Source organism: Streptomyces sp. NBC_00038 (genome assembly GCF_026343635.1).
Taxonomy (GTDB): domain Bacteria; phylum Actinomycetota; class Actinomycetes; order Streptomycetales; family Streptomycetaceae; genus Streptomyces.
Window position 1 is genome coordinate 7,982,169 of the sequence record NZ_JAPELQ010000001.1, and the last position, 23,366, is coordinate 8,005,534.

The window sequence follows — 23,366 nt, forward strand, 5'->3', positions numbered from 1 at the left end:
ACTCTCCCGGGGCCTGCGCTCCTGAGGCCGACGCTCCTGAGGCCGACGCTCTTGAGGTCGAAGGTCCACATCCCGTCCCGCTGTCAGAAGAAGAAGGGGGCCCGGCACAGCCGGGCCCCCTTCGGCGGTCGGAGAGGACTGTTCGGCCGCCCGGACCACTCGCCCGTTGCCGACGAGCATCGCGTCCCCGCGAAAGGACTGCGCGCCGACGCGAAAGACGGCTCGCCACGGGCCTGGAAAGGTCGACTTCGAGTGAAGCAAGCGAGCCGATCGCTCGCGGTGTCATCGAAGTGGGGAACATCAATGAGTAGGCAACCGGTGAACAACGTTGTGCTCGTCCACGGGGGATTCGTGGACGGCTCCGGGTGGCAAGGGGTGCACCGCCTGCTGACGGAGGACGGCTTCCGGGTCAGCGTTGTGCAGAACCCGACGTACTCCCTTGAGGGAGACGTCGCGGCGACCGGGCAGATCCTGGACGAGCAGGACGGGCCGGCGATTCTGGTGGGGCATTCGTACGGCGGGGCCGTCATCACCGAGGCCGGCAACCATGACGGCGTGGCGGCGCTGGTGTACATCGCGGCGTTCGCGCCCGACAAGGGTGAGTCCGTCGGCACGCTGATCGCCGATCCCGAACCGGGGGCGCCGGTGCCGCCGATCCTCCCGCCGGTCAACGGTTTCCTGTTCCTCGACCGGGAGAGGTTCCACGCCTCCTTCGCGGCCGATCTGCCCCCGGCCGAGGCGGGGTTCATGGCCGACGCCCAGGTGCCCTGGGGCCTCGACGCGCTCGGCGGCACCGTCACCGAACCGGCCTGGCGGCACAAGCCGAGCTGGTACCTGGTGGCGACCGACGACCAGATGATCCCGCCTGCCGCGCAACGGGCCATGGCGCAGCGGGCGGGCAGCACGGTCACCGGAACCGACGGCAGCCACGCGGTCTACGTCTCCCAGCCGGGGGCCGTGGCCGACCTGATCAAGCAGGCCGCTGCCGGTGTCGCCGAATGACCGCGACCCCGCAGGTGCAGACTGTCCGCGGTCCCGTGGCGGTGAGTGACCTCGGCGCCGTACTGATGCACGAACACGTCTTCGTGCTCAGCGAGGAACTCCGGCAGAGCCTTCCGGAGACCTGGGACGAGCAGGAGCGCGTCAGCGACGCCGTGACCCGGCTCAAAGCCCTGGCCGCGACCGGCGTCACGACCATCGTCGACCCCACCGTCATCGGGCTCGGTCGCAATGTCGCGCGAGTCGCCGTGGTCAACGAACAGGTCGACCTCAACATCGTCGCGGCGACCGGCCTTTACACGCTGGCCGACATCCCCGACTTCTTCCGCTACCACGGGCCGGGAACCATGCTCGGCGGCCCCGAGGGCATGACCGAGTTGTTCGTCCGCGAACTCACCGAGGGCATCGCGGACACCGGCATCAGGGCCGCGTTCCTGAAGTGCGCGATCGAGGGCGAACTCACCCCGGGTGTGGAGCGGGTGATGCGAGCGGTGGCCCAGGCGCACCTGCGGACGGGCGCTCCGATCACCGTGCACACCAGCGCGAGCGCCCGTACGGGGCTCATCGCGCAGGACGTCCTGCGCAGCGAAGGCGTGGACCTCGGCGCGGTCGTCATCGGCCACAGCGGCGACACCGCCGACCTGGACTATCTGCACCGGCTCATCGACAACGGCAGTTACGTCGGAATGGACCGCTTCGGCCTCGACATCCTCCTGCCCGCCGACGAGCGGGTGGCGACCGTCGCGACTCTCGCGCGTGAAGGGTTCGCCGAACGGATGGTGCTGTCGCACGACGCGTCCTGTCACATCGACTGGTTCCCGCCCGGCGTACGAGAGCAGATCGCGCCGAACTGGCACCACACCCACCTGCACGACGAGGTACTCCCGGCGCTACGCCGTGTCGGCGTCACCGAGGAGCAGCTCACCACCATGCTGGTCGACAATCCACGCCGGTACTTCAGCCCGGCAAACGGCTAGCCGCCGCGCGTGCTGCGTCTGGCTTCGCGAGGCGTCAGGCCGAACTCCTCCCGGAACGTGGTGGCGAACGAGGCGTGACTGCCGAAGCCGCAGGAATGGGCGATCTCCGCGATCGAGTACGTGGACCAGCTCGCGCCGGCCAGGCGGGTGCGGGCGACGTTCAGCCGTTCGCGGCGGATGAGCTCGCGTGAGGTGGTGTTGGCCGCCTGCAACACCTGCTGGACGTAGCGGGCGGACCAGCCGAGTGCCCGTGCGATGCCGACGACGTCGAGGTCTCTGTCGCAGGCGTGCCGGCGTATGTAGTGCCGGATCGAGGCCTCGACCGTCGCCCGTTGCCCCGTGGGCGCCGAGTCGTTGCCGCCCTCCGCGGCCAGACACACCAGGTCGAGCAGCCGGTCGCAGGCGATGTCGAAGGTCGTCTCGGAGAGTTGCTCGCGCTCCTCGTGCAGTGTGGTGGTCAACTGCCGTACGACTCTGCCCAGTCCGCCGGCACCGCTGAGTATGTGCGGCCCCCCGGCCGCGATCGGGCTGCGCCCTGCGACGTTCTGGCCGGCCATGAAGAAGGAGATCCCCCGGAGTTCGGCACCGTGCGCGAACGTCAGCGGGCGGTCGATGTCGCACAACACCATGGTGCCCGGCCCGATCTCGCCGGACGACGACCCCTGCTCCACCCAGGCCGTCCCGGCGAGCGGTACGAGCAGTTCGTACGTGCCCCGGGGATCGGACCGGATGTGCCGGGCGTCCCTGTGCACCACTTCCTCGCCGCCCGAGCACAGGGCGAGACCGTAGGCCTTCGACCGCTGCCACTCCAGGCGTCCGCTCCAAGGAGCGTGGCGATCCGGGACTTTGATGCGGCTCGCGCCGTGCAGGTCGGTGAAGACCTCGTCCCAGGCGCTCGCCGAGGACAGGGTCAGGGCTTGGCTCCAGGAGGACACGCCTCATCGTATGGGGCCGGCCCGAGAGCCCCTCCGGCGCTGTGACCCAGCTCACGTTTCCCGAAGCGAACTAGTAGGCCGGTCCTCCGTCTTGTCTGCGCGCAGCCGAACGGCCTCGTATCAGGATCCCCCTCAATGAAAGGAATGACATGTTTGACCGCGTTGCGGAATTGACGGTCCGGCGGCCCGGAATCGTGCTCGTCGTGGCCTCCGTGCTCGTCGCTGCGATGAGTGTTGTGGGCGTGGGAGCTTTCGGGAAACTCGTGGGAGGCGGCTTCGACGACCCGGACTCGCAGTCGACACGGGCGAGTCGGGTCATCGACGAGAAATTCGGCGGGGAAGCGAACCTGGTGTTGCTGGTCAGTAGTGGCGCACAGCGCGTCACCGACCCGGAAGTGGAGCAGGACGGCGCACAGTTGGTGGCCGAGCTGCGCAAGGAGACCGAGCTCAGCAACGTCGTCTCCTATTGGGACACGCACAGCGACTCACTGCTGGCCCGTGACGGCCTCTCGGCCATGGTCCTCGCGCATGTGAAGGGCGATGAATCGACCCGGGAGGAGCACGCGCAGGACATCATCGACGCGTACGCGGGCCGGCACGAGGGACTCACCGTCCAGGCCGGCGGCGGTACCGCGGTGGGCGCCGAACTGTCGGAGCAGGTACTCCAGGACCTTCTTCTCGCGGAGGTCATCGCGGTCCCCGTGACGCTCCTGCTGCTTCTCATCGTGTTCGGGGGAGTGGTCGCGGCTCTGCTGCCGCTCGCCATCGGCACGGTGGCGGTCGCCGGGACCTTCGCGGAACTCGCTCTCCTGGGCAGCGTCACCGACGTGTCGGTCTTCTCGATCAACCTGACCACCGCACTCGGGCTCGGACTCGGCATCGACTACGCGCTGTTGATGATCAGCCGATTCCGGGAGCAGCTCGCCCTCGGGACGAGCGTCGCCGACGCGGTCCGAACGACGGTGCACACCGCCGGACGTACGGTCGTGTTCTCGGCGGGCACGGTCGCGGTCGCGCTCACCGCACTCCTCGTCTTCCCGCAGTACTTCCTCCGCTCGTTCGCCTATGCCGGCGTGGGTGTGGTCGTCATCGCCGCCGTCGGCACCCTCTTCGTGATGCCCGCTCTGCTCATGCTCCTTGGACATCGCATCAACAACGGCAGGCTCCCCTGGCCCAAGGCCGACCGTCATCGCAGGCGGGCACCGTTCTGGGGCCGGCTGGCCGGAACCGTGATGCGCCGGCCCGTGCTGATCAGCGTGCCGGTCCTCGCGGTACTGCTGCTCGCCGCGGCCCCACTCTTGGGCGTCACGTTCGGTACCCCCGACGAACGGGTCCTTCCCGAGGACGCCGCGAGCCGGCAGGTGTCCACGGCACTGCAAGCGGACTTCGAGGGCGACGACGAGGCGGCCATCCACGTGGTCGTCAACGGGTCCGTGGGTGACGAGGCCCTGGACACCTACGCGGAGAAGCTGTCGCTCATCAAGGGGGTCGTGCGAGTCGAGGCGGCCACAGGCACCTACGAACAGGGAAGCTCGGGCGCCCCCGGCCCGACGAGTGAAGCCCTGAACCGCCCCGACGCACAGCGAGTCACCGTCATCGGCACCGCTCCGCCCAAGTCGGACAGCGCCCAGTCCCTCGTCCGTGTGGTCCGAGACGTCGACGCGCCCGCCGGCTCCGAGGAGGTCCTGGTGGGAGGCGGCGACGCGGAGCTGCTCGACACCAAGGAATCGATCGCGAGCCGACTGCCCCTTGCCGCCGGCCTGGTCGCCGTCACCACCTTCATCCTCCTTTTCCTTTTCACCGGAAGCATCGTCCAGCCGCTCCGCGCGCTGGCCTTGAACATGATCAGCCTGGCGGCGGCGATCGGCGCCATGACATGGATATTCCAGGACGGCCATCTCAGCTCCGTACTGGGATTCACCGCCCAGCCGATGGACACCTCCATGACGGTATTGCTCTTCTGCATCGCCTTCGGTCTGTCCATGGACTACGAGGTGTTCGTCACCAGCAGGATCAAGGAACTCCACGACGCCGGTGAGAGCACCGAGGCCGCCGTCGTCCACGGCCTCGGACACACCGGAAGAATCGTCAGCGCCGCGGCCTGTCTCCTCGCGGTCGGATTCTTCGCGTTCGCCACGGCGAAGGTCAGCTTCATGCAGATGTTCGGCCTCGGAAGCGGTCTGGCGATCCTCATCGACGCCATCGCCGTACGCGGAGTACTGCTGCCTGCCGCGATGCGACTGCTCGGCCGCACGGCCTGGTACGCACCGGGACCTCTCCGCAGGTTCCACCGACGGTTCGGAATCAGCGAAAGCGCCCCACAGGCGGCCACGCCAACGCGTGAGTCGGAATTCGCGACGCGAATCAACTGAGATCGCGAATTACCTGAGTTCAGGCGCGAATTGCCTGAACTCGACTGACCGGCCGTCCTCGAGACGGCCGGTCAGGCCGTCTCAGCGTTCGTCGGGGATGAGCCGCCAGCGCCAGTTGCGGCGTTCGTAGGCCACTTGGAAGCCGAGGCGGAGCATGTTGTGCAGGGACGTGTTGTGGGTCCCCGGGGTCTCGGCGCCCGTCTCGGCGATGAGCAGACGGCACCCCAGCTTCTGTGCCACTCGGGCCCGGGCTGCCAGCAGAGCGGTCTGGCCACCGCGTCCCCGCGCGTGGGGCAGCACGGCGCCGGCGAACAGCTGCGCCGTATCACCGCGGACGAACAGGGTTCCGGTTCCGACGAGTTCCCCGTCCAGCCAGGCGGCGAAGGGATGCCAGCCGGGCCGGGTCGCGGACGCGGCGCTCATCTCCGCGTACTGCTCGACCGGCATGCCGAATGCCCGCATCATGACCGTTCCCCACTCGGGGGCCTGCTCCGCCTCCACCGGGGCGACGCGGATTCTGTCCGGGGTGATGTCCAGGGCGTCGGCGCGGGCGACAGCCTCGTCGGTCGGGCAGACGAGCTTCACCCAGGAGGAATCCGGGACGATGCCTTCCCGTTCACATGTCTCCTGCCACTCCTCGGGCAGGAAGGCGGGTGCGATCTGGAAGACGGCCTGCGGAGTCCGCGCAGCCCGGTAGAAGCCGCAGACTTCGCCGATCAACTCGGCGGTGACCGGTGCGGTGACACCGAAGCCGAGGGCCTTGCTCCAGAAGTGGGTGCTGTCGTTGCGCATCGAGAGCACCACTCCGCCGCCGATCCGCGCGGCGCTCATTCCCAGTGCCTTGCGGACGGGCTCGGGCGCCCCCGTCTGGAATCGGAAGAGTGCTTCGGCCTCGGACTGCTCCGTGACGGACGGTTGAACGTCGGTAGTCATGAATCTGTTTCTCTTTCCGCTCTCTTTTCAGATCTCTTTCAGCAGTCGACGGTCACCGAGTGCCGTGTGCCGTGGCCGTCACGAAACGCGTCACAGCCTGGGAGAACGCGGCCGGTTCCTCGATGTGGCCGAAGTGCCCGCTGTTCTCCAGGATCAGCAGTTCCGATCCGGGGATCAGCCCGTGCAGTTCCTCGGCCCACCGCACCCCGCAGATGACGTCGTGGCGGCCGACGACGACGAGGGCCGGCACGGTGAGTGAGCCGAGGGCCGCACGGTCGTCGATGACGTTGGGGGAGAGGTTCTCGTCCAGGCCGGAGATGTGCGTGGCCGTCACGGAGGCACGCATGGGCGCGAACTCCTCCTCCCGGCCCCAGTAGTCGGCGAAGTACGAGGGGATGATCCCCCTGGCGACGGCCGTCATCTGCGTGTCGTCGGAGATGGTGGGGATGGCCTGGAATGCCGCCAGGACCTCGGGGAGTTCGGGGTGGTCGAAGTGGAGCTCGGCGAACGACTGCACCAGGCGCATGGCCTCGGCGCCGTGTTCGGGACCGGTCACCGGCGCGCTCTCGTAGAGGATCACCCCGGAGACGCGCTCGGGGAAGTGCAGGGCGTGGTATTGGACGACGAAGCCGCCGTGCGAATGGCCCAGCAGGTGCACCTCGGGGACGCCGAGGTGCTCGATCAGCGCATCGAGGAACCGGCTGTAGCGGGGCCGGGTGTAGCCGTTCGGGTGGGAGGGCAGGCGGTCGGAGGCTCCGGTGCCGATCGGCTCGGGGTAGACGACCGTCAGATGCCGCTCCAGCGCGGGCATCCGCAGGTACTCCCAAAAAATGCCGGGCCCGCCGGAATGCGCGACGCACACCGGGCCCGTGCCGTGGACGTGATAGCGCTGCACGAGTCCGTCGACTTCGACGGTGTGCGTTCCGACGGCCAGCGGATCGGTCGGATCGGTCGGATCGGCCGGATCAGTCAGATCGGTGGGGTCGGTCGGGTCGGTCAAGGAGGTCGTCATGTGGGTGTCTCCGTATCCGGCAAGTGTCAACGACACCGACAGGACGCCGGAGGCAGAACGAAGTTCGATCCGAATCGTGTGATGGCCGTCACACTGGAAGGAGCGGGTTGGTGGCCCGCGACGGCCTGGCGTGGAACAGGCGCAGACGGTGTACGCGGCCGGTGTCGTCCAGGGTCATGAGCCAGGCCACCTCGGGCGGGCAGTGCTCGGGGTTGTCGGCGGGATTGAGGATGTCCATCTCCCAGATGACGAGCGACCGGCCGGCCACGGCATGGGAGAGGCGCTGCCGTACGCCGGCTTCGAGGTCGCACTCCATTCCGTGCACCAGCCGATTCCTGTCGCCCACCGGGTCGTTCCCCCTGAGCAGGGCGACCTCTGGGGACCAGCGTTCGGTGAGCAGCGCGCCGAAGTGTCCGTTCTCGGCGGCGGCCAGCGTCTCGTGCGCTTCGATGCGGCTGGCGCGGGTGCGCCGCGCGGTGTCGCCGTGCGGGGCGTCGGCCGTGGCGGCGAGGGCGGTCGCCAGCTTGGACCGTCCCTGGCTGAGCCGGCTGCGGACCGTGCCGACCGGGACCCCGCAGACGTCCGCTATCTGCTCGTAGGAAGTGACGTGGGTGCTGAAGTGACGCAGTACCAGGGGCAGTCGCAGTGCGGGGGAAAGCTCTTCGATGGACTCCCAGATCCAGTCCCGCATCGTGTGGTGCTCCAGCCACCGCTCCGGACCGGCGTCCGTGGAGGGCACATGCAGTTCGTCGAGTGGCTGCAAGGCGACGGAGCCTCGCAGCAGGGAACGGCCGGCGTTGCGCACGATCATCCGCAGCCAGGGGCCCACGGCCGCCGGGTCGCGGACGTCGCCCACACGCCGGAGCGCGGTCATGGCCGCGTCCTGGACCACGTCGTCGACGTCGGGCCCCGGTCCCAGAATGCTCACGGCGACCGCGCGCATACCTGCCCGGTGCCGTTCGAGGAGCAGACCCAGTGCGGCCACATCACCCGCCTGCGCGGCACGCGTGAGCACCGCGTCCTCAAGGCGTCCGGTCTCGCCCGCGTTCGTGCTCATGGAGTTCCTCTTCCGCTCTCCCGTCGTGCGTGCGACCGTACTGCGCGCGGCCCGGCGGCGTCACGGCGGCCCGACGGACCGGGGGATCAGTACACGTCGCGGACGTACCGCTTGTCGGCGGCGAGCTGCTTGACGTACGCGGCGGCCCCGTCCTCGTCCAGACCGCCGTGGACGGTGGCGATGTTGCGCAGGGCCCGGTCGACGTCCTTGGCCATGCGGGAGGCGTCGCCGCACACGTAGAAGTGGGCGCCGTCCTGGAGCCATGACCACAACTGGGGGCCGTGTTCGCGCATGCGGTCCTGGACGTAGACCTTGGCGCGCTGGTCGCGGGAGAAGGCGGTGTCCAGCCGGCTCAGGGTGCCGTCGGCGAGGAAGGCGGTCAGCTCGTCCTCGTAGTAGAAGTCGGTGGCCCGGTGCTGTTCGCCGAAGAACAGCCAGTTGGGCGCGCGGTGACCGAGGGCGCGGCGCTCGTGGAGGAAGCCGATGAACGGCGCGATCCCGGTGCCGGGACCCACCATCACCATGGGGGTGGCGGGGTTGGCAGGCGGCCGGAATTTCGGGGAGGGCTGGACGAAGACCGGCACGGGGGTGCCGGGGGCGGCATCGGCGAGGAAGGGAGAGCAGACGCCCTGGCGCGGTCGCCCGTCCGGGTTCTCGTACCGGACGACGGAGACCGTCAGCGAGACGAGGTGGGGGTCGGTGAGGGGGCTGGAGGAGATGGAGTACAGGCGGGGCTGGAGCGGCTTCAGCACCTCGGCCCACTCCTGCGCCGAGGCCCGGACGGGGTGTTCGGCGATGACGTCGACGGCCTGGCGGCCCCAGGACCACTTGGCCAGTTCGTCCTTGTTGTCGGGGCGCAGCAGCTTCTTCAGTACGCGGTCGTGGGTGCGTTCGGCGACGAAGCGAAGCAGGTCGGGGGTGATGCGCGTGATGTCGAGGTGCCGGAGCAGGGCCTCGTGGAGAGGGAACTCCCCGATGCCGTTCAGATCCACTGCGGCCGCCGGGTCGATGCCGGTGCCGGCCAGCCATTCGGTGACGATGTCCGGGGAGTTGACGGGGCGTACGCCGAGGGCGTCCCCGGCCTCGTAGCGGAGCGGAGTCTCGCTGTCGCGGGTGTCGAAGGTGAAGCGGCGGACCTCCTTGCCCGCGCCGGGCCGGCTGAGGAGCCGGTTGCCGGTGAGGCCGGCGGTGACGGGGGCCGGCTTCTTCGGCCTGGAAACGCGTACGGGCGCGGCGGGCGAGTTCGTTTCCGGGGCACCGTTCAAGGCGGTGAGGACTTCGTCGAGCCAGGCCGTGGCCGTCAGCTCGTAATCGGGTTCGCAGTCCGTCCGTGGGGCGAGACGCACCGCGCCCAGCTCGTCGAGGCGCTGGTCGACGCGGCGGCCGTGGCCGCAGAAGTCGTCGTACGAGGAGTCGCCGAAGGCGAGGACCGCGTACCGCACACCGTCCAGGCGGGGTGAGTCGGGCGCGGCCAGGGCGTCCCAGAATCCGGAGCCGTTGTCGGGGGCGTCGCCGTCACCGAAGGTGCTGGTGATCAGCAGGACGTCGGCACCGGAGGGCAGGTTCCCCGGGTGGGCGTCGTCCATGTCGAGGAGGGTGGCCTTGTGCCCGGTGGTGGTGAGCCGGTCGGCGGCGGCCACCGCGAACTCCTCGGCGTTGCCGGTCTGCGAGGCCCAGAGGACGACGACCTCCCGGACGGGGGCGGTGGGTGCCGCGGGTGCGGCGGGCATTCCGGGGACGGCCCGGGAGTACATGCCGGCCAGCACGCCGTTGACCCACAGCGCGTGCTCGGGGCTGAACGGCGCGCCCGGCGGCAGCACCGGCACGCCGGGAGCGCCCGAGTCGATCCCGGCGAGGAAGCCGACCAGGTACTGGCGCTCGTGCTCGGCCAGCACGGGCGGCGGGGCGGGCTCGATCCCGAAGACGCCGGCGGAACCGGCGGTGGGACCGGCGGTGGGAGGAGCGGCCGGTCGCGGAACCACCAGAGGCGCCGCAGCGGCCACGGACACCGGAGCCGCCACCTTCGTCAGCGACACCGCGCAGAACTTGAACTCCGGCTGGAAGGAGAGCGGATCGACGGCGTCACTGGTGACGGCGTTGACGCCCAGGTACTCGCCGAACAGGTCGTTCCAGTGGAAGGGCGCGAAGCAGCAGCCCGGCCGAACCCGGTCCGTCACCACGGCCGGCAGCACCGCTCGTCCGCGCCGCGAGGCGACCTCCACCGAGTCGCCGTCGGCGATGCCGAGCGCGGCGGCGTCGCCCGGATGCAGTTCCACGAAGGGCCCGGGGTTGAGTTTGTTGAGTTTGGCGACCTTGCCCGTCTTGGTGAGGGTGTGCCACTGGTGTTGCAACCGCCCGGTGTTCAGGACGTACGGGTAGTCGTCGTCGGGCATCTCGGCGGGCGGGACGTGCGGGCGGGCGTAGAACACCGCCCGGCCGCTCGCCGTCGGGAAGACCGGACCGGCGGCGGCGTCCGCGTCCACGTAGCGGATCGGATTGCGGTCGGGCCCGTCGGTGCTCGCCGCCGGCCACTGCACCGGGGTGGACCGCAGCCGTTCGTAGGTCACGCCCCGCAGGTCGTATCCGGTCTTCGGATTCCAGGCGCGCTTGATCTCCTCGAAGACCTCTTCCGCGCTCTCGTACGAGAAGCCCTTCTCGTATCCCATCGCGCGGGCGACGGCGGCGATGATCCGCCAGTCGGCCATCGCCTCCCCGGGCGGCTCCACGGCGGGCTGCGCGAGCGTGAGGTTGCGCTCGCTGTTGATGAGGACGCCCTCGGTCTCGGTCCACAGCGCTCCGGGCAGTACGACATCGGCGTACGCGTTCGTCTCCGTCTCGGCGAAGACGTCCTGGGCGACGACGAACTCGGCCCTTTCCAGGGCCTCGATCACGGTTTTGCGGTTGGCCACGGAGGCGACGGGGTTGGTGCAGATGATCCAGCAGGCCTTGATGTCCCCGTCCGCCATTTTCTGGAACATCTCGATGGTGCCCTGGCCGACCCCGTCCTTGCGGACCGTGCCAGGGGGCAGCTCCCACAGCTCCTCGACGAAGGCGCGCTCCTCGTCCACCAGCACCGACCGCTGGCCGGGCAGGCCGGGACCCATGTAGCCCATCTCCCGGCCGCCCATGGCGTTGGGCTGGCCGGTCAGCGAGAACGGACCGGAGCCGGGGCGGCAGATCGCGCCCGTCGCCAGATGCAGGTTGATCAGGGCGTTGGTGTTCCAGGTGCCGTGTGTGGACTGGTTGAGGCCCATGGTCCAGAGGCTCATCCACTCACCGGCCGAGCCAATGAGCCGGGCCGCCTCCCGGATGTCGGCCTCGGCGAGGCCCGTGAGCTCGGCGACCGTGGCGGGCGGGCAGTCGACGAGGAACTCCGGTATCGCTTCCCAGCCCTCGGTGTGGGCGGCGATGAAGTCGGGGTCGGTGTGGCCGTTCTCGTTCAGGAGGTGCAACAGGCCGTTCAGCAGCGCGAGGTCCGTGCCCGGTTTGATCTGCAGGAACAGATCGGCCTTCGCGGCGGTGGCGGTGCGGCGCGGGTCCACGACGATCAGCTTCGCGCCCGCCTTGACCCGCTCCATCATGCGCAGGAACAGGATCGGGTGGCAGTCGGCCATGTTGGAGCCGATGACGAGGAAGACGTCCGCGCGGTCGAAGTCCTGGTAGGAGCCGGGCGGGCCGTCCGCGCCGAGCGACAGCTTGTAGCCGGTGCCCGCGCTCGCCATGCACAGCCGCGAGTTCGACTCGATCTGGTTGGTGCGGACGAAGCCCTTGGCCAGCTTGTTCGCCAGGTACTGGGCCTCCAGGCTCATCTGCCCGGAGACGTAGAAGGCGAAGGCGTCGGGCCCGTGCTCGTCGATCACCGCCCGCAGCCGACGCGCCGTCTCGGCGATCGCGGCCTCCACGGGGGCGGGCTCGGCCTGCGCCCCGCGTTCGGTGCGCGTCAGCGCGGTGGTCAGCCGGCCCGGGGCGGCGAGCATGTCGGCCGTGGTCGCGCCCTTGGTGCACAGACGGCCGAAGTTGGCGGGGTGCGCCTTGTCGCCGGACGCCTTGAGGACCGTACGCCGCCCGTCGGGGCCCATCCCGATGTCGAGCACCATCCCGCAGCCCACGCCGCAGTACGAGCAGACCGTCCGCACCTGCGTGGGGGTCGTGGTCACCGGCGGCCCTTCGAGGTGATCGGATGCTTCCTCCGCCGACGGTACGAAGTGCCCGTTACGCGGCTGTCACGCCGTTCGATCATCGGGGGTTACACCCTCCACACAGCTGTGACCGAGGGCGTGTGAGGAGGACGGGATCCTCATGTGCGACGAGCCGCGGAGTGTCCGTCGGGCCCTCGAACGCGTGGCCTGGGCTTTTCCCGGTGATGGCCGATTCCTGCCTGGAGTTTTACTGCACATTGATTGCAGGTGCTGGGCGGCCGCATAAGGGTGGAGGGCGTGACGCGCAAGGAATGGATGAACCTCGGTGGAATGGCGGCGTTCATCCTGGCGCTGCACGTCATCGGCTGGTTCACGCTCGTGGCCGTGGTCGCCCCCGAGCACTACAGCCTGGGGACCAAAACCTTCGGCATCGGCATCGGGATCACCGCCTACACCCTGGGCATGCGGCACGCCTTCGACGCCGACCACATCGCGGCCATCGACAACACGACACGGAAGCTGATGAACGAGGGGCAGCGCCCGCTGTCCGTCGGCTTCTGGTTCTCGCTCGGCCACTCCAGCATCGTCTTCGGCCTCGCCCTCCTGCTCTCCCTCGGCGTCAAGGCGCTGGCCGGGCCGGTGGCGAACGACGACTCCGAGCTGCACGGCGTCACCGGCTGGATCGGCACCACCGTCTCCGGGGTTTTCCTCTACGTCATCGCGATCATCAACTTCCTGATCCTGGCCGGGATCTGGAAGGTCTTCCGCGGGATGCGCTCCGGCCACTTCGACGAGGCCGCGCTGGAGGAGCAGCTCAACAACCGGGGCTTCATGAACCGGCTCCTCGGCCGCCTGATGAAGTCGATCACCAAGCCGTGGCAGATGTATCCGCTGGGCCTGCTCTTCGGCCTCGGCTTCGACACGGCCACCGAGATCGCCCTGCTGGTGCTCGCCGGCTCGGGCGCGGCCTCCGGGCTGCCCTGGTACGCCATCCTGTGCCTGCCGGTGCTGTTCGCGGCCGGTATGTCGCTGCTCGACACGATCGACGGCTCGTTCATGAACTTCGCGTACGGGTGGGCCTTCTCCAAGCCGGTGCGCAAGGTCTACTACAACCTCACCATCACCGGCCTCTCGGCCGCCGTCGCCCTCATCATCGGCACCGTCGAACTGCTCGGCCTGATCGCCGAGAAGGCCGGTCTGCACGGCGTTTTCTGGGACTGGGTCTCCGCCCTGGACCTCAACGTCATCGGCTACGTCATCGTCGGCCTGTTCTTCGCCACCTGGGCGGTCGCCCTGCTGGTGTGGAAGTTCGGCCGCATCGAGGAGAAGTGGACGGCGGGACTGGCTCAACCGGCCGAACAGGGAGCCGAGTAGGGCTGCGACCGTCGCGCCCTGCCGCAGGTCGGGTCGGCGCCGGTGTCGGCGCCGACCCGGACCGCGCTACTTGCTCACGGCGAAGCGCATCAGGGCCTTCTCGTCGCCCTGCTTGATCTTCCCGGTCTCGTTGATCACCTGGAGCTTCCAGGTCGCGCCGTCCCGCATGGCCTTGGCCACGGCGCAGCCGTTGTCGGAGCTGAGCAGGCTCGGCCAGATGTCGGCGACCTGCTGGGAGCTGCCGCCCGTGGCGTCGTACACCTTGAAGCTGATGTTCCGCGCCTTCTGGAAGTTGCTGCCCTTCTTGTACGCGGCGGCGACGAACACGATGGACGTGATGTTGCCCGGCACCTTGGCGAAGTTGACGGTCACCGTCTCGTCGTCGCCGTCCCCCTGTCCGGTCTGGTTGTCCCCGCTGTGCAGCAGCGAGCCGTTGCCCAGCGGGTCCAGGGAGTCGAGGCCGGCCAGCCGCACCGGCTCCGCACCCTGCATCGCGATGGCGATCAGGTCGAGGTCCGTACCGACCTTCTGGCGGATCTTCCCTATGATGCCGCCGCTGCTTCCAACGGTCGGGTCCCAGGACGCTCCGATGGTCAGATGGGTCACCCCATCCAGATCCGCCGGGCCGTCTTCTTTCGTGAGCGTGATCATTCGTGAACCCCTTGGTGAGGCGACTGCGACAGACGAATTGTCCCTGGAGTCTCTGTGCTTCGGCGCACCAGGTCCAGTAATGCCGGGACCGATTACGGAAGGGGCGCGTGAGCAGAGGGGCACGGGGAGGGATTCGGCCAAGGGAAGTCGCTCCGTGTGACGGAGTCCCGACTGCATGTGCTCGTCCCGGTGGCGGGTCGAGCGCTTGCGGTGCGCCTACGATGTGGTCGCGTGACGTCGTGCGAGTGGCCGGGCTGGAGACAAGGGCGCGTTCTGGCGCTGTTTTCCCTGCTGCTCGCTCTCCTGCTGGTCTTTCATTCCGTTCTGCCCAATACGCTGGGGCGCCTGGGCAGCCTTCTCGAGACGTTTCTTCCCTGGCTCGGACTGGCCGTCCCGGGACTGCTGGCCGCGGCATTGCTGCGCCGCTCGTTTGTCGGGTTGATCGCGTTGCTGTTGCCCGTCGCGGCCTGGATGAGCCTTTTCGGCGATCTGCTTCTTCCCGGCGATGACCCGGCGGACCCGGCAGGCCGGATCACCGCGCTCCAGCACAATGTCAGCGACGTGAATCCGGACCCGGCGGGCACCGCGAGGGCCTTGGCCGAGACTCGGGCCGACCTCATCGCCCTGGAGGAGCTGACGCCTTCCGCACTGCCGGCCTTCGCGGCGGTCCTGGCGGCGGACCATCCCCACCACGCGACCGAGGGCACGGTCGGGCTCTGGTCGAAGTACCCGCTCTCCGACGTGCGGTTGGTGGACATCAAGCCGGAGGGGATCGGGGAGGGCTGGAACCGCGGGCTGCGGGCGACCGCCAGGACGGCACAGGGGGATGTCGCCGTCTATGTGGCTCATCTGCCGTCCGTGCGCCTCGGCCCGACGAGCGGATTCAGTTCCGCGCTGCGGGACGAGAGCGCCGTACTCCTCGGCGAAGCGATCGCGGCCGAGCCGCTGGACAAGGTGATTCTGCTCGGGGACCTCAACAGCACTGTGGACGACCGCGGTCTGGCACCGGTCAGTTCGCGGCTGAACGCGGCGGCCTCGGGATTCGCATTCAGCTGGCCGGCGTCTCTGCCCATGGCGCGCATCGACCAGATAATGGCCCGCTCGGCGAAAGTCACCGAAGTCTGGTCGCTGCCCGGGACGGGGAGCGACCACTTGCCGATAGCCGCTCACATCAGACTGAATTGAATCGAGGGAACCGGAAAGGGATCAGAGCGGCACGATCTCGACCCGGTTGTCATGGAAGACCGCGCCCCCGCCGAGGTCGGTGTCCCGTTCGGCGACGGTCGCGTTCACGCCCGTCCCGGTGTCCTCCTGGAGTTTGGGCCAGTGGCCCTTCTCGGTGAGGGCGACTCCCGGGGGGACCCGGTCCTCGACGGCGATGAGGGCGGTGAAGGAACCGCGGTCGTTGATGACTCGGGCACGGTCGCCGGCCTTCAGGCCGCGTGGGGCGGCGTCGTCGGGGTGGAGGACGACCGTGGGCGGGCCCGCGCGGCGGCGCAGCTCCGGCTTGTTGCCGAAGACGGTGTTGATGGTGAAGTGCTGGGCGGCCGAGATGAGCACCAGGGGGTGGCGGGCGGAGGCCGGTTCCGCCGCGGGCACGTGGCCGGACAGCGCGTCGTGGCCGTCGGCCGCGGCCGTCTCCGAGACGAACTCGAGCTTGCCGCTCGGCGTGGGGAAGCCGTCGGAGAACGGCAGCCGGTCGGTGATCAGGCGGGCCCAGCCGCGTTCCCGGAGACTCTCCACCGTGATGCCCTCCAGGGAGGGGTGGTCCGAGTCGAGGAACTGGCGGGCCAGGTCCTCGTCCGAGTCGTACAGGGCGGGTTCGGTCAGCCCGAGCGCGCGGGACAGACGGCGGAACGTCTCGGTGGTGGAGGCGCATTCGCCGGGCGGCGGGACGGCGGGTTCGTTCCAGGCCAGGTAGTGGTGGCCGTAGGCGTCGTGGATGTCGAGGTGTTCGGTCTGCATGGTGGCGGGGAGCACGATGTCCGCCCAGTCGGCCGTGTCGGTGCGGAAGTGGTCGAGGACGACCGTGAACAGGTCCTCGCGGGCCAGGCCCTGGCGGATGCGGGTCTGGTCCGGCGAACTGACGGCCGGGTTGGCGCCGTAGACGAACAGGACCTTCACGGGCGGGTCGTCGGTCTTCAGCAGGCCCTCGGCGAGGCGGGTCATGGACAGGCCGCGTACGGGGTGGGGGAGCAGGTCGTCACGGGTGAGGGCGGCGAGGTCGCCGCCGTGGGCGCCGTCGGTGGCGTAGTGCAGGCCGCCGCCCGGGTGCTGCCAGTCGCCGGTCACCCCCGGTATGCACGCGAGGGTGCGCAGCGCGGTGCCGCCGCCCGCGTGCCGTTGCATGCCCATGGAGGTGCGGATCGCGGTGGGCCGGGTGTGGGCGAGCCGCCGCCCCAGGGCGGTGATCCGCTCGGCGGTAAGTCCGGTGTCGAGGGCGGCCCGCTCCGGCGTGAACTCCTCGATGCGGGACCGGAATTGCTCCCAGCCGTGGGTGTGCCCGGCCAGGTAGGCGCGGTCCTCCGCGCCCTCGGACAGGACCACGTTCAGGAGCGCGAGGGCGAGCGCGGCGTCGCCGCCGGGGCGGATCGGCAGGTGCTCGTCGGCCTGTTCCGCGGTGCGGGTACGGACCGGGTCGATGGCGACGACGTACGCACCCTTCGTACGCGCCTCCTGGATCAGCCGCCACAAGTGGTGGCCGGTCGTCAGGGTGTTGGTGCCCCAGAGGAGGATCAGGCGGGAGTGGCGCAGGTCTTCGGGGTCCATGCCCTGGCTGGTGCCCTGGGTGTACCGCAGTCCCGCGGACCCGGCGCTCGCGCAGATGGTCATCCGGTGGCGGGAGGCGCCCAGGACGTTCCAGAGGCGGCTGCCCGCCCGGCCCTGGAGGCCCTGCAGAAAACCGAGGGTGCCGGTGCCCTGGTAGGGCCAGATCGCCTCGCCGCCGTGGGTGTCGATCGTCTCGCGCAGACGGGCGGCGATCTCCGCCAGTGCCTCGTCCCAGCCGATCCGCTCGAACCTGTCCTCGCCCTTCGCACCCACCCGCCGCAGCGGGAACATCAGGCGGCCCGGGGCGCGGGTGTGCTCCAGGTACTGGTTGACCTTCACGCACAACGCGCCCCGCGTGTAGGGGTGTTCGCGGTTCCCGCGCAGCCCGGTCGCCCGCCCGTCCCGAACGGTCACGGTCCAGGCGCAGCCGTCCGGACAGTCCAGCGGGCAGGCACCGGGGACCTGTCGCTCGCCGCCGCTCACGGCCCGACCTCGTCGCCGCGGTCGAGTTCTTCGGGATCGGCGCATGGCATTGGTCCAGTACAGCAGAGACGCCGCCTTGCGATCAGCCCTGCGGCGGCGTGGGGCGTACCAGGCCCGACTGGTAGGCGATCACGACCAGTTGGGCCCGGTCGCGCGCGTTGAGCTTCGTCATCGCACGGTGGACATGGGTCCGTACGGTCAGCGGACTGACGAACAGCCGCTCGGCGATCTCGGTGTTGGAGTGGCCCTCAGCGGCCAGCGCCATCACCTCTCGTTCACGGGCGGTGAGGGCGTCGAGGGCACCGGGGAGCGCCAGCGGGGTGCCGGGTGCCGGGGTGGTGAGGAAGCGCGTGATGAGGGCGCGGGTGGCCAGCGGGGACAGGAGGGTGTCTCCGGCGGCCACGGTGCGGATGGCGTCCAGGAGTTCGTCGGCGCGGACGTCCTTCCCGAGGAAGCCGCTGGCCCCCGCGCGCAGCGCCTGGGCGACGTACTCGTCGATCTCGAACGTGGTGAGGATCAGGACGCGGGTGGCCGACAGGTCCACGTCGGCACAGATCGCCGCGGTGGCCGCGAGACCGTCCGTGCCGGGCATCCGGATGTCCATGAGCACGATGTCGGGATGGTGCACACGGGCAAGCTCGACCGCTTCCTTCCCATCAGTCGCCTCCGCGACCACCTCCAGATCCTCACAGGAGTCGATCAGGATCCGAAAGGTGGCCCGCAGGAGGGCTTGGTCGTCGGCGAGAAGAACGCGGATGGTCATTTTCTACTTCCGGATCTGTACGGTGACTTGAATACGAGGGACCAGGCAGACGCCGGGTAGGGGCGCGGGGAACGGCGCGACCAGCCACAACGAACCCGCAGCCGAAACACCGCCCCCCAGCGGAGCGCCTACGCACGGATGGGCAATTCCGTAGTCACAGTGAACCCGCCGCCCGGCCGATGCCCCGCCTGCAGATGCCCCCCGACGGACTGAGCGCGTTCCCGCATACCGATGAGACCGAACCCCCCGCTCGGTCCCGGAACGGCGGGGGCCGAAGCGTCCCCGTCGTCGCTGACAGTGACGGTCAGCCGATCGCGCGAGTACGCGAGGCGAACACGCGCCGTCTTCGCGGCGGCGTGCTTCGCCACGTTCGTCAGTGCCTCCTGCACGATCCGGTACGCCGTCAGGTCCACGCCCGGTGAGAGAGGCTGTTCCTCACCTTCGGTGACGACGGAGACCTTGAGCCCGGCGGCAGCGAACGCGGTGGTCAGGTCGGAGAGCTGCCCGAGTCCGGGGGCCGGTTCGAGGGGCGCGTCGGGCTCGTTCACCTGGCGCAACAGGCCGACGGTGGACTTGAGTTCACGCAGCGCCGAGGAGGTGGTGCCGGCCAGGTCGTCGAGCATCCGCGGGACCTGGTCGGGATGGGTGCGCGCGAGATGTGCGGCGGTGCCCGCCAGGGCGTTGGCCAGGGCCATGTGATGGGCGACGACGTCGTGCAGTTCGCGGGCGATGCGTACCCGCTCCTCGGCGACCCGGTGCCGCGCCTCTTCCTCGCGGGTGCGCTCGGCGTGTTCGGCGCGGGCCTGCACGGCCTCCAGATAGGCGTGACGCAGCCGGGTCGCGGTGCCCCAGGCGAGCGGCGACAGCACCCAGAAGACGGGGCCGATGGTCTCGAGTGGCCACGGGTGGTCGTAGTGGTCGCCGAACACGGCCGTGCCGACGAGAAGGACGACGACGGCGAGGAGGGCGGTGCGGCCCGTCCTGCGGTCGGTGTACATGGCCAGCGCGTACAGCGCGACCATCAGCGGTGCGAGGAGCAGCGGCGTCAGCAGGTAGCCCACCGCGCTGCCCGTGTTGACGGTGACCGCGGTCACCGCCACGACGGTGCGGGGGTGGCTGCGGCGCCACCAGAGGGCCACGGAACCGATGACTCCCAGGAGTACGCCGGGCCACCAGGGGACCGCGACGCCCGACGGTTCCCGCAGGCTCGTCGCGCTGCCGAGGACGGCGAGGAGCAGCACCTGCACGATGACCATCAAGTCGACGAAGCGGGGATGGTCCTTCGCGTACCGCTGCAAGTTGGTGATCATCGGTTCTCCGGTCGGGATGGGCTGGGTCCATCGTGAGCGTCACCGCGGTCGAACCGCCGCCGAAGGCCGCCCGTGTCGCAAGCACGGACGGCCCTAGGCGGCGGTGTCCTCAGACCCGGGCCTTCTCCAGGTCGGCCGCGTCGGCCTGGACGGGGGCGGCGGTGACGGACCGCCGGCCGAGCGCCTCGCCCTCCACGTCGACCTTCGGCAGCAGCCGGTTCAGCCAGCGCGGCATCCACCACGCCGCCCTGCCGAGCAGCGCGAGGACCGCGGGTACGAACGCCATGCGGACGACGAACGCGTCGAAGAGGACGGCGATGGCGAGACCGAAGCCGATCATCTTGATCATGGATTCGCCGGCGCCGATGAACCCGGAGAACACCGCGATCATGATCAGCGCGGCCGCCACCACGACCCGGGCGCTGTACCGGAACCCGGTGACCACCGCCTGACCGGGCCCGTCCCCATGGACGTACGCCTCCCGCATACGGGCGACGAGGAACACCTCGTAGTCCATCGCGAGACCGAAGACGATGCCCACCAGGAAGATCGGCATCATGCTCATGATCGGGCCGGTCGACTCGACGCCGAGGAGGTCCGCGCCCCAGCCCCACTGGAAGACCGCGACGACGGAACCGAGGGCGGCGAGGACCGACAGGAGGAAGCCGAAGGCCGCCTTGATCGGTACGAGGATCGAGCGGAAGACCACCATCAGGAGCACGATGGCCAGGCCGACCACGACGATCAGGTACGGGATCAGCGCGTCCTGCATCTTCTGCGCGACGTCGATGTTCAGCGCGGTGGTGCCGGTGACCTCGAACTCGGCGCCGGTCGAGGACTCGGTCGCGGGACGGTCGTCGCGGATGGTCTGGACGAGGTCCTTGGTCTTCTCGCTGGTGGGCGCGTCGGCCGGGACCGCGGAGAAGACGGCCGTGTCACCGGCAGGGTTGAACCGCGCGGCCGACACGGAGACGACTCCCTCCGTGTCACCGATCTTCTCCTCGATCACCTGGACCGCGGCCTTCGGATCGGCGGCGCCCTTGGCGTCCACGACGATGGTCAGCGGGCCGTTGAAGCCGGAGCCGAAGCCCTGGGCGAGGTCGTCGTAGGCGCGGCGCTCGGTGGTGGAGGTGGGCTTGGCCTCGTCCCCGCTGGTGCCCAGCTGGAGGTCGAGGACCGGGATGGCGAGGGCGCCGAGGCCGACGACCGAGAGGAGGAGCACGGGCAGCGGACGGCGCAGCACGAACCGTGCCCAGCGGGTGCCCCCGTTGTTCTCGCCGGCCTCCTTGGCCCGGCCGCGCTTGCGGGCGGAACGGGACAGCACGGCGTTCGGCCAGAAACCGAGCAGGGCCGGGACCAGCGTCAGCGCTATGAGGACGCCGACGGCGACCGCTCCCGCGGCGGCCAGGCCCATCTTGGTGAGCATCGGCACGCCGACGACCGCGAGGCCGGCCAGCGCGATGACGACGGTGAGCCCGGCGAAGACGACCGCGGACCCGGCGGTGCCGGTGGCAAGACCCGCCGCCTCCTCGGGCGTACGGCCCTTGGCGCGCTCCTCGCGATAGCGGGAGACGATGAACACGGCGTAGTCGATTCCGCACGCGAGGCCCAGCATCGAGGCCAGCGTGCCGGTCGTCGAGGACAGGCCGAACGCACTGGCCAGGGCCATGATCGCGGCCATGCTGACGCCGACCCCGATGATCGCGGTCAGCAGCGGAAGCCCGGCGGCGGTCAGCGAACCGAACGTGATCAGCAGGACGACGGCCGCGATGGAGATACCGATCACCTCGGCCATACCGCCCGCCGAAGGCTGGGTCGCGAGCGCGGTTCCGCCCACCTCGACGGTCAGATCCGAACCCTGGGCCTCCTCGACTGCTGCCTTGAGGGTGTTCTTGGCGGCGTCGGAGAGGTCGTCGGCCGTCACCTTGTAGGTGACGGTGGAGTACGCGGTCGAGGCGTCCTCACTCACCGCCTTCGCCTGGAAGGGGCTCACCGCACTGGCGACCTGCGAACCGTCGGACGCCTCGGCCACGAACTTCTCGATGACCGCACGGTTCTCGGACGAGGTGACCTTCTGCCCGTCGGGCGCGACGAACACGATCCGGGCGTTCGCCCCGTCGGCCGTGGAGCCGGGGAAGCGCTGCTCCATCAGGTCGAACGCCTTCTGGGACTCGATGCCCGGCATCGAGTTGCTCGCTTCGGGGGCGGCGGGCGCCGTGGCCGCGCCGAAGCCGACGCCGCCGAGCACCGCCACCCATAGGAGGGCGGCGAACCAGCGCCGTCGGAAGGCCAGCCGGCCCAGTCGATAGAGAAAAGTAGCCACGGGCAGAGGTCTCCACATCTGATCTCGGATACATCCCCAGACTCGCGGGGAGAGGGATGTCCCGTCGTCGTGCGCCTGCCGACAATCCGGACTACTGAGAACGCAGTACGCCAGGCCCGGCGTGTGGTCCCCGAGCACGACAGCCCGGGGACCACGCCATGCACGGTGTCCAGGCCTGGTGTCTAGGTCTCGTCGCCGAAGGTGACGACGACCTTCTCGGCCGCGCCCGGCGTCATCGTCAGCTCGAAAGCGTGCTCGACCTCGGAGAACGGAACGCGGTGGCTGATGAGCTTCGCGAAGCGCTCATGGTGCTCGGCGATCTCCGCGGTCACCTCGAAGATCTCCGTCGGGTAGCCCTGGGAGGCGATGAGCGTCAGTTCGCTGCGCAGCATGCCGCCGAGGTCGATGGCGTCGGACTTCTTCTGTACGGCGACCATGACCAGCTTCGCGCCCCACTTGGCGGAGGCGATGGTGGCGTTGAAGACGGCGGGAGCCCCGGCGGCGTCGATGTAGATGTCGGTGCCGGCGCGGGGCTGGCCGAGGGCGTTGGCCGCCTGCCCGTGCAGTTCGGTCAGGCGGGCGGTGACGTCCTCGGTGGCCGAGTTGATGACCGCGTCCGCGCCGATGGCGAGCGCGGTCTCCAGGCGCTCGGGGATGACGTCGGCGACGACCACGTGCTCAACGCCGCGCAGCTTGAGCCAGATGGTGGCGCCGAGCCCGATGGGTCCGGCGCCGAAGACGACCACCTTGTCGGCGGGCTCGGCCTCGGAGCGGTTGACGCAGTGCCGGGCGACGGCCATGGGCTCGTTCAGCGCGGCGACGTCGAAGGGCACGTGGTCGGGGAAGACGGACACACTCCTGCCCACGACGGCGTCCTCGATGAGCAGGTACTCGTTCATGCCGCCGAGCTTTCCGCCGCAGCCGATGATCCCGGAGGGCGCGCCCTGCGGGTTGACGACCACCCGGTCGCCCGCCTTCAGACCGGTGACCTCGGCCCCGACCTCGACGATCTCACCGGCCGGCTCGTGCCCCAGCGGCACCGAGATCATCGAACCGCCCGGCCCGAACGGCATCCCGCCCATATGCAGGAAGGTCACATCGGTGCCGCAGATGCCGCAGGCGCGGATCCGCAGCAGCGCGTCCTTGGGGCCGGGCGTCGGACGTTCGACGTCGACGACCTCGACCTTGCCGACCGCGCCGGTCCGTACGGACTTCATGGTGGTCATGGAATTGCTCGCATTCTCTTGGCGATGGGGCGATGGGGTGATG

At 69.6% G+C, this 23,366-nt stretch carries 16 protein-coding genes; 5 read left to right on the top strand and 11 right to left on the bottom strand.

Going from position 1 to position 23,366, the window contains the following annotated elements:
- The first annotated feature begins 303 nt into the window (after positions 1-303).
- Positions 304-1,002, top strand: coding sequence for an alpha/beta fold hydrolase (locus OG219_RS36015; protein WP_266833682.1), 699 nt, complete (start codon positions 304-306; stop codon positions 1,000-1,002).
- The gene (locus tag OG219_RS36020; protein ID WP_266833683.1) at positions 999-1,976 is read left to right on the top strand and encodes a phosphotriesterase; all 978 of its coding nucleotides are present in this window, start codon (positions 999-1,001) and stop codon (positions 1,974-1,976) included. The genes OG219_RS36015 and OG219_RS36020 overlap by 4 nt, the downstream gene beginning before the upstream one ends.
- Here OG219_RS36020 and OG219_RS36025 read toward each other — a convergent pair.
- The gene (locus tag OG219_RS36025) at positions 1,973-2,911 is read right to left on the bottom strand and encodes an AraC family transcriptional regulator (RefSeq protein WP_266833684.1); all 939 of its coding nucleotides are present in this window, start codon (positions 2,909-2,911) and stop codon (positions 1,973-1,975) included. The two genes, OG219_RS36020 and OG219_RS36025, sit on opposite strands and share 4 nt — an antisense overlap.
- A 149-nt stretch (positions 2,912-3,060) precedes the next feature.
- On the opposite strand from OG219_RS36025, the gene OG219_RS36030 reads away from it, so the two are divergent.
- Positions 3,061-5,283, top strand: a complete 2,223-nt coding sequence (locus OG219_RS36030; protein ID WP_266833685.1) for an MMPL family transporter — start codon at positions 3,061-3,063, stop codon at positions 5,281-5,283.
- Positions 5,284-5,364: 81 nt separating this feature from the next.
- Here the strand turns inward: OG219_RS36030 and OG219_RS36035 are convergent, their stop codons facing one another.
- The 4 genes from OG219_RS36035 to OG219_RS36050 all read right to left on the bottom strand — a co-directional run bounded on the left by OG219_RS36035 (position 5,365) and on the right by OG219_RS36050 (position 12,442).
- Positions 5,365-6,216 carry a GNAT family N-acetyltransferase gene (locus OG219_RS36035; RefSeq protein WP_266833686.1) on the bottom strand — a complete coding sequence of 284 codons (852 nt, stop codon included), beginning with the start codon at positions 6,214-6,216 and terminating at the stop codon, positions 5,365-5,367.
- Between the two features lie 52 nt (positions 6,217-6,268).
- Complete coding sequence (locus OG219_RS36040) at positions 6,269-7,228, bottom strand: alpha/beta fold hydrolase (protein ID WP_266833687.1); 960 nt, start codon at positions 7,226-7,228, stop codon at positions 6,269-6,271.
- A gap of 88 nt (positions 7,229-7,316) precedes the next feature.
- Complete coding sequence (locus OG219_RS36045) at positions 7,317-8,285, bottom strand: RNA polymerase sigma factor (protein ID WP_266833688.1); 969 nt, start codon at positions 8,283-8,285, stop codon at positions 7,317-7,319.
- A gap of 86 nt (positions 8,286-8,371) precedes the next feature.
- Positions 8,372-12,442 carry a bifunctional nitrate reductase/sulfite reductase flavoprotein subunit alpha gene (locus tag OG219_RS36050; protein ID WP_266833689.1) on the bottom strand — a complete coding sequence of 1,357 codons (4,071 nt, stop codon included), beginning with the start codon at positions 12,440-12,442 and terminating at the stop codon, positions 8,372-8,374.
- Positions 12,443-12,721: 279 nt separating this feature from the next.
- Here OG219_RS36050 and OG219_RS36055 point away from each other — a divergent pair, with 279 nt between their 5' ends.
- Complete coding sequence (locus OG219_RS36055) at positions 12,722-13,798, top strand: HoxN/HupN/NixA family nickel/cobalt transporter (protein WP_323183318.1); 1,077 nt, start codon at positions 12,722-12,724, stop codon at positions 13,796-13,798.
- Positions 13,799-13,864: 66 nt separating this feature from the next.
- Here the strand turns inward: OG219_RS36055 and OG219_RS36060 are convergent, their stop codons facing one another.
- On the bottom strand, positions 13,865-14,449 hold the full coding sequence (locus OG219_RS36060; protein ID WP_266833690.1) for a TerD family protein: 585 nt from the start codon (positions 14,447-14,449) through the stop codon (positions 13,865-13,867).
- A gap of 231 nt (positions 14,450-14,680) precedes the next feature.
- Between OG219_RS36060 and OG219_RS36065 the strand changes: the two genes are divergently transcribed.
- Positions 14,681-15,634, top strand: coding sequence for an endonuclease/exonuclease/phosphatase family protein (locus OG219_RS36065; protein ID WP_266833691.1), 954 nt, complete (start codon positions 14,681-14,683; stop codon positions 15,632-15,634).
- Positions 15,635-15,655: 21 nt separating this feature from the next.
- On the opposite strand, the gene OG219_RS36070 is transcribed toward OG219_RS36065, so the two are convergent.
- The 5 genes from OG219_RS36070 to OG219_RS36090 all read right to left on the bottom strand — a co-directional run bounded on the left by OG219_RS36070 (position 15,656) and on the right by OG219_RS36090 (position 23,323).
- The gene (locus OG219_RS36070; protein WP_266833692.1) at positions 15,656-17,701 is read right to left on the bottom strand and encodes a molybdopterin-dependent oxidoreductase; all 2,046 of its coding nucleotides are present in this window, start codon (positions 17,699-17,701) and stop codon (positions 15,656-15,658) included.
- 82 nt (positions 17,702-17,783) lie between these two features.
- Positions 17,784-18,464, bottom strand: a complete 681-nt coding sequence (locus OG219_RS36075) for a response regulator transcription factor (protein ID WP_266833693.1) — start codon at positions 18,462-18,464, stop codon at positions 17,784-17,786.
- A 128-nt stretch (positions 18,465-18,592) separates the two neighbouring features.
- Positions 18,593-19,774: a sensor histidine kinase gene (locus tag OG219_RS36080; protein WP_266833694.1), complete on the bottom strand. Its 1,182-nt coding sequence runs from the start codon at positions 19,772-19,774 to the stop codon at positions 18,593-18,595.
- Between the two features lie 109 nt (positions 19,775-19,883).
- Positions 19,884-22,097 (bottom strand): MMPL family transporter, encoded by a 2,214-nt coding sequence (locus OG219_RS36085; protein WP_266833695.1) that lies wholly within the window; start codon positions 22,095-22,097, stop codon positions 19,884-19,886.
- Positions 22,098-22,279: 182 nt separating this feature from the next.
- Positions 22,280-23,323, bottom strand: coding sequence for a zinc-binding dehydrogenase (locus tag OG219_RS36090; protein ID WP_266833696.1), 1,044 nt, complete (start codon positions 23,321-23,323; stop codon positions 22,280-22,282).
- Between the last annotated feature and the right edge of the window lie 43 nt (positions 23,324-23,366).

Excerpts from the sequence above, each read along its gene's own strand:
- OG219_RS36045 (WP_266833688.1), bottom strand. The coding sequence starts at position 8,285 with ATGAGCACGAACGCGGGCGAGACCGGACGCCTTGAGGACGCGGTGCTC.
- OG219_RS36035 (WP_266833686.1), bottom strand. The coding sequence starts at position 6,216 with ATGACTACCGACGTTCAACCGTCCGTCACGGAGCAGTCCGAGGCCGAA.
- OG219_RS36040 (WP_266833687.1), bottom strand. The coding sequence starts at position 7,228 with ATGACGACCTCCTTGACCGACCCGACCGACCCCACCGATCTGACTGAT.
- OG219_RS36080 (WP_266833694.1), bottom strand. The coding sequence starts at position 19,774 with ATGATCACCAACTTGCAGCGGTACGCGAAGGACCATCCCCGCTTCGTC.
- OG219_RS36090 (WP_266833696.1), bottom strand. The coding sequence starts at position 23,323 with ATGACCACCATGAAGTCCGTACGGACCGGCGCGGTCGGCAAGGTCGAG.
- OG219_RS36015 (WP_266833682.1), top strand. The coding sequence starts at position 304 with ATGAGTAGGCAACCGGTGAACAACGTTGTGCTCGTCCACGGGGGATTC.
- OG219_RS36075 (WP_266833693.1), bottom strand. The coding sequence starts at position 18,464 with ATGACCATCCGCGTTCTTCTCGCCGACGACCAAGCCCTCCTGCGGGCC.
- OG219_RS36030 (WP_266833685.1), top strand. The coding sequence starts at position 3,061 with ATGTTTGACCGCGTTGCGGAATTGACGGTCCGGCGGCCCGGAATCGTG.
- OG219_RS36020 (WP_266833683.1), top strand. The coding sequence starts at position 999 with ATGACCGCGACCCCGCAGGTGCAGACTGTCCGCGGTCCCGTGGCGGTG.
- OG219_RS36060 (WP_266833690.1), bottom strand. The coding sequence starts at position 14,449 with ATGATCACGCTCACGAAAGAAGACGGCCCGGCGGATCTGGATGGGGTG.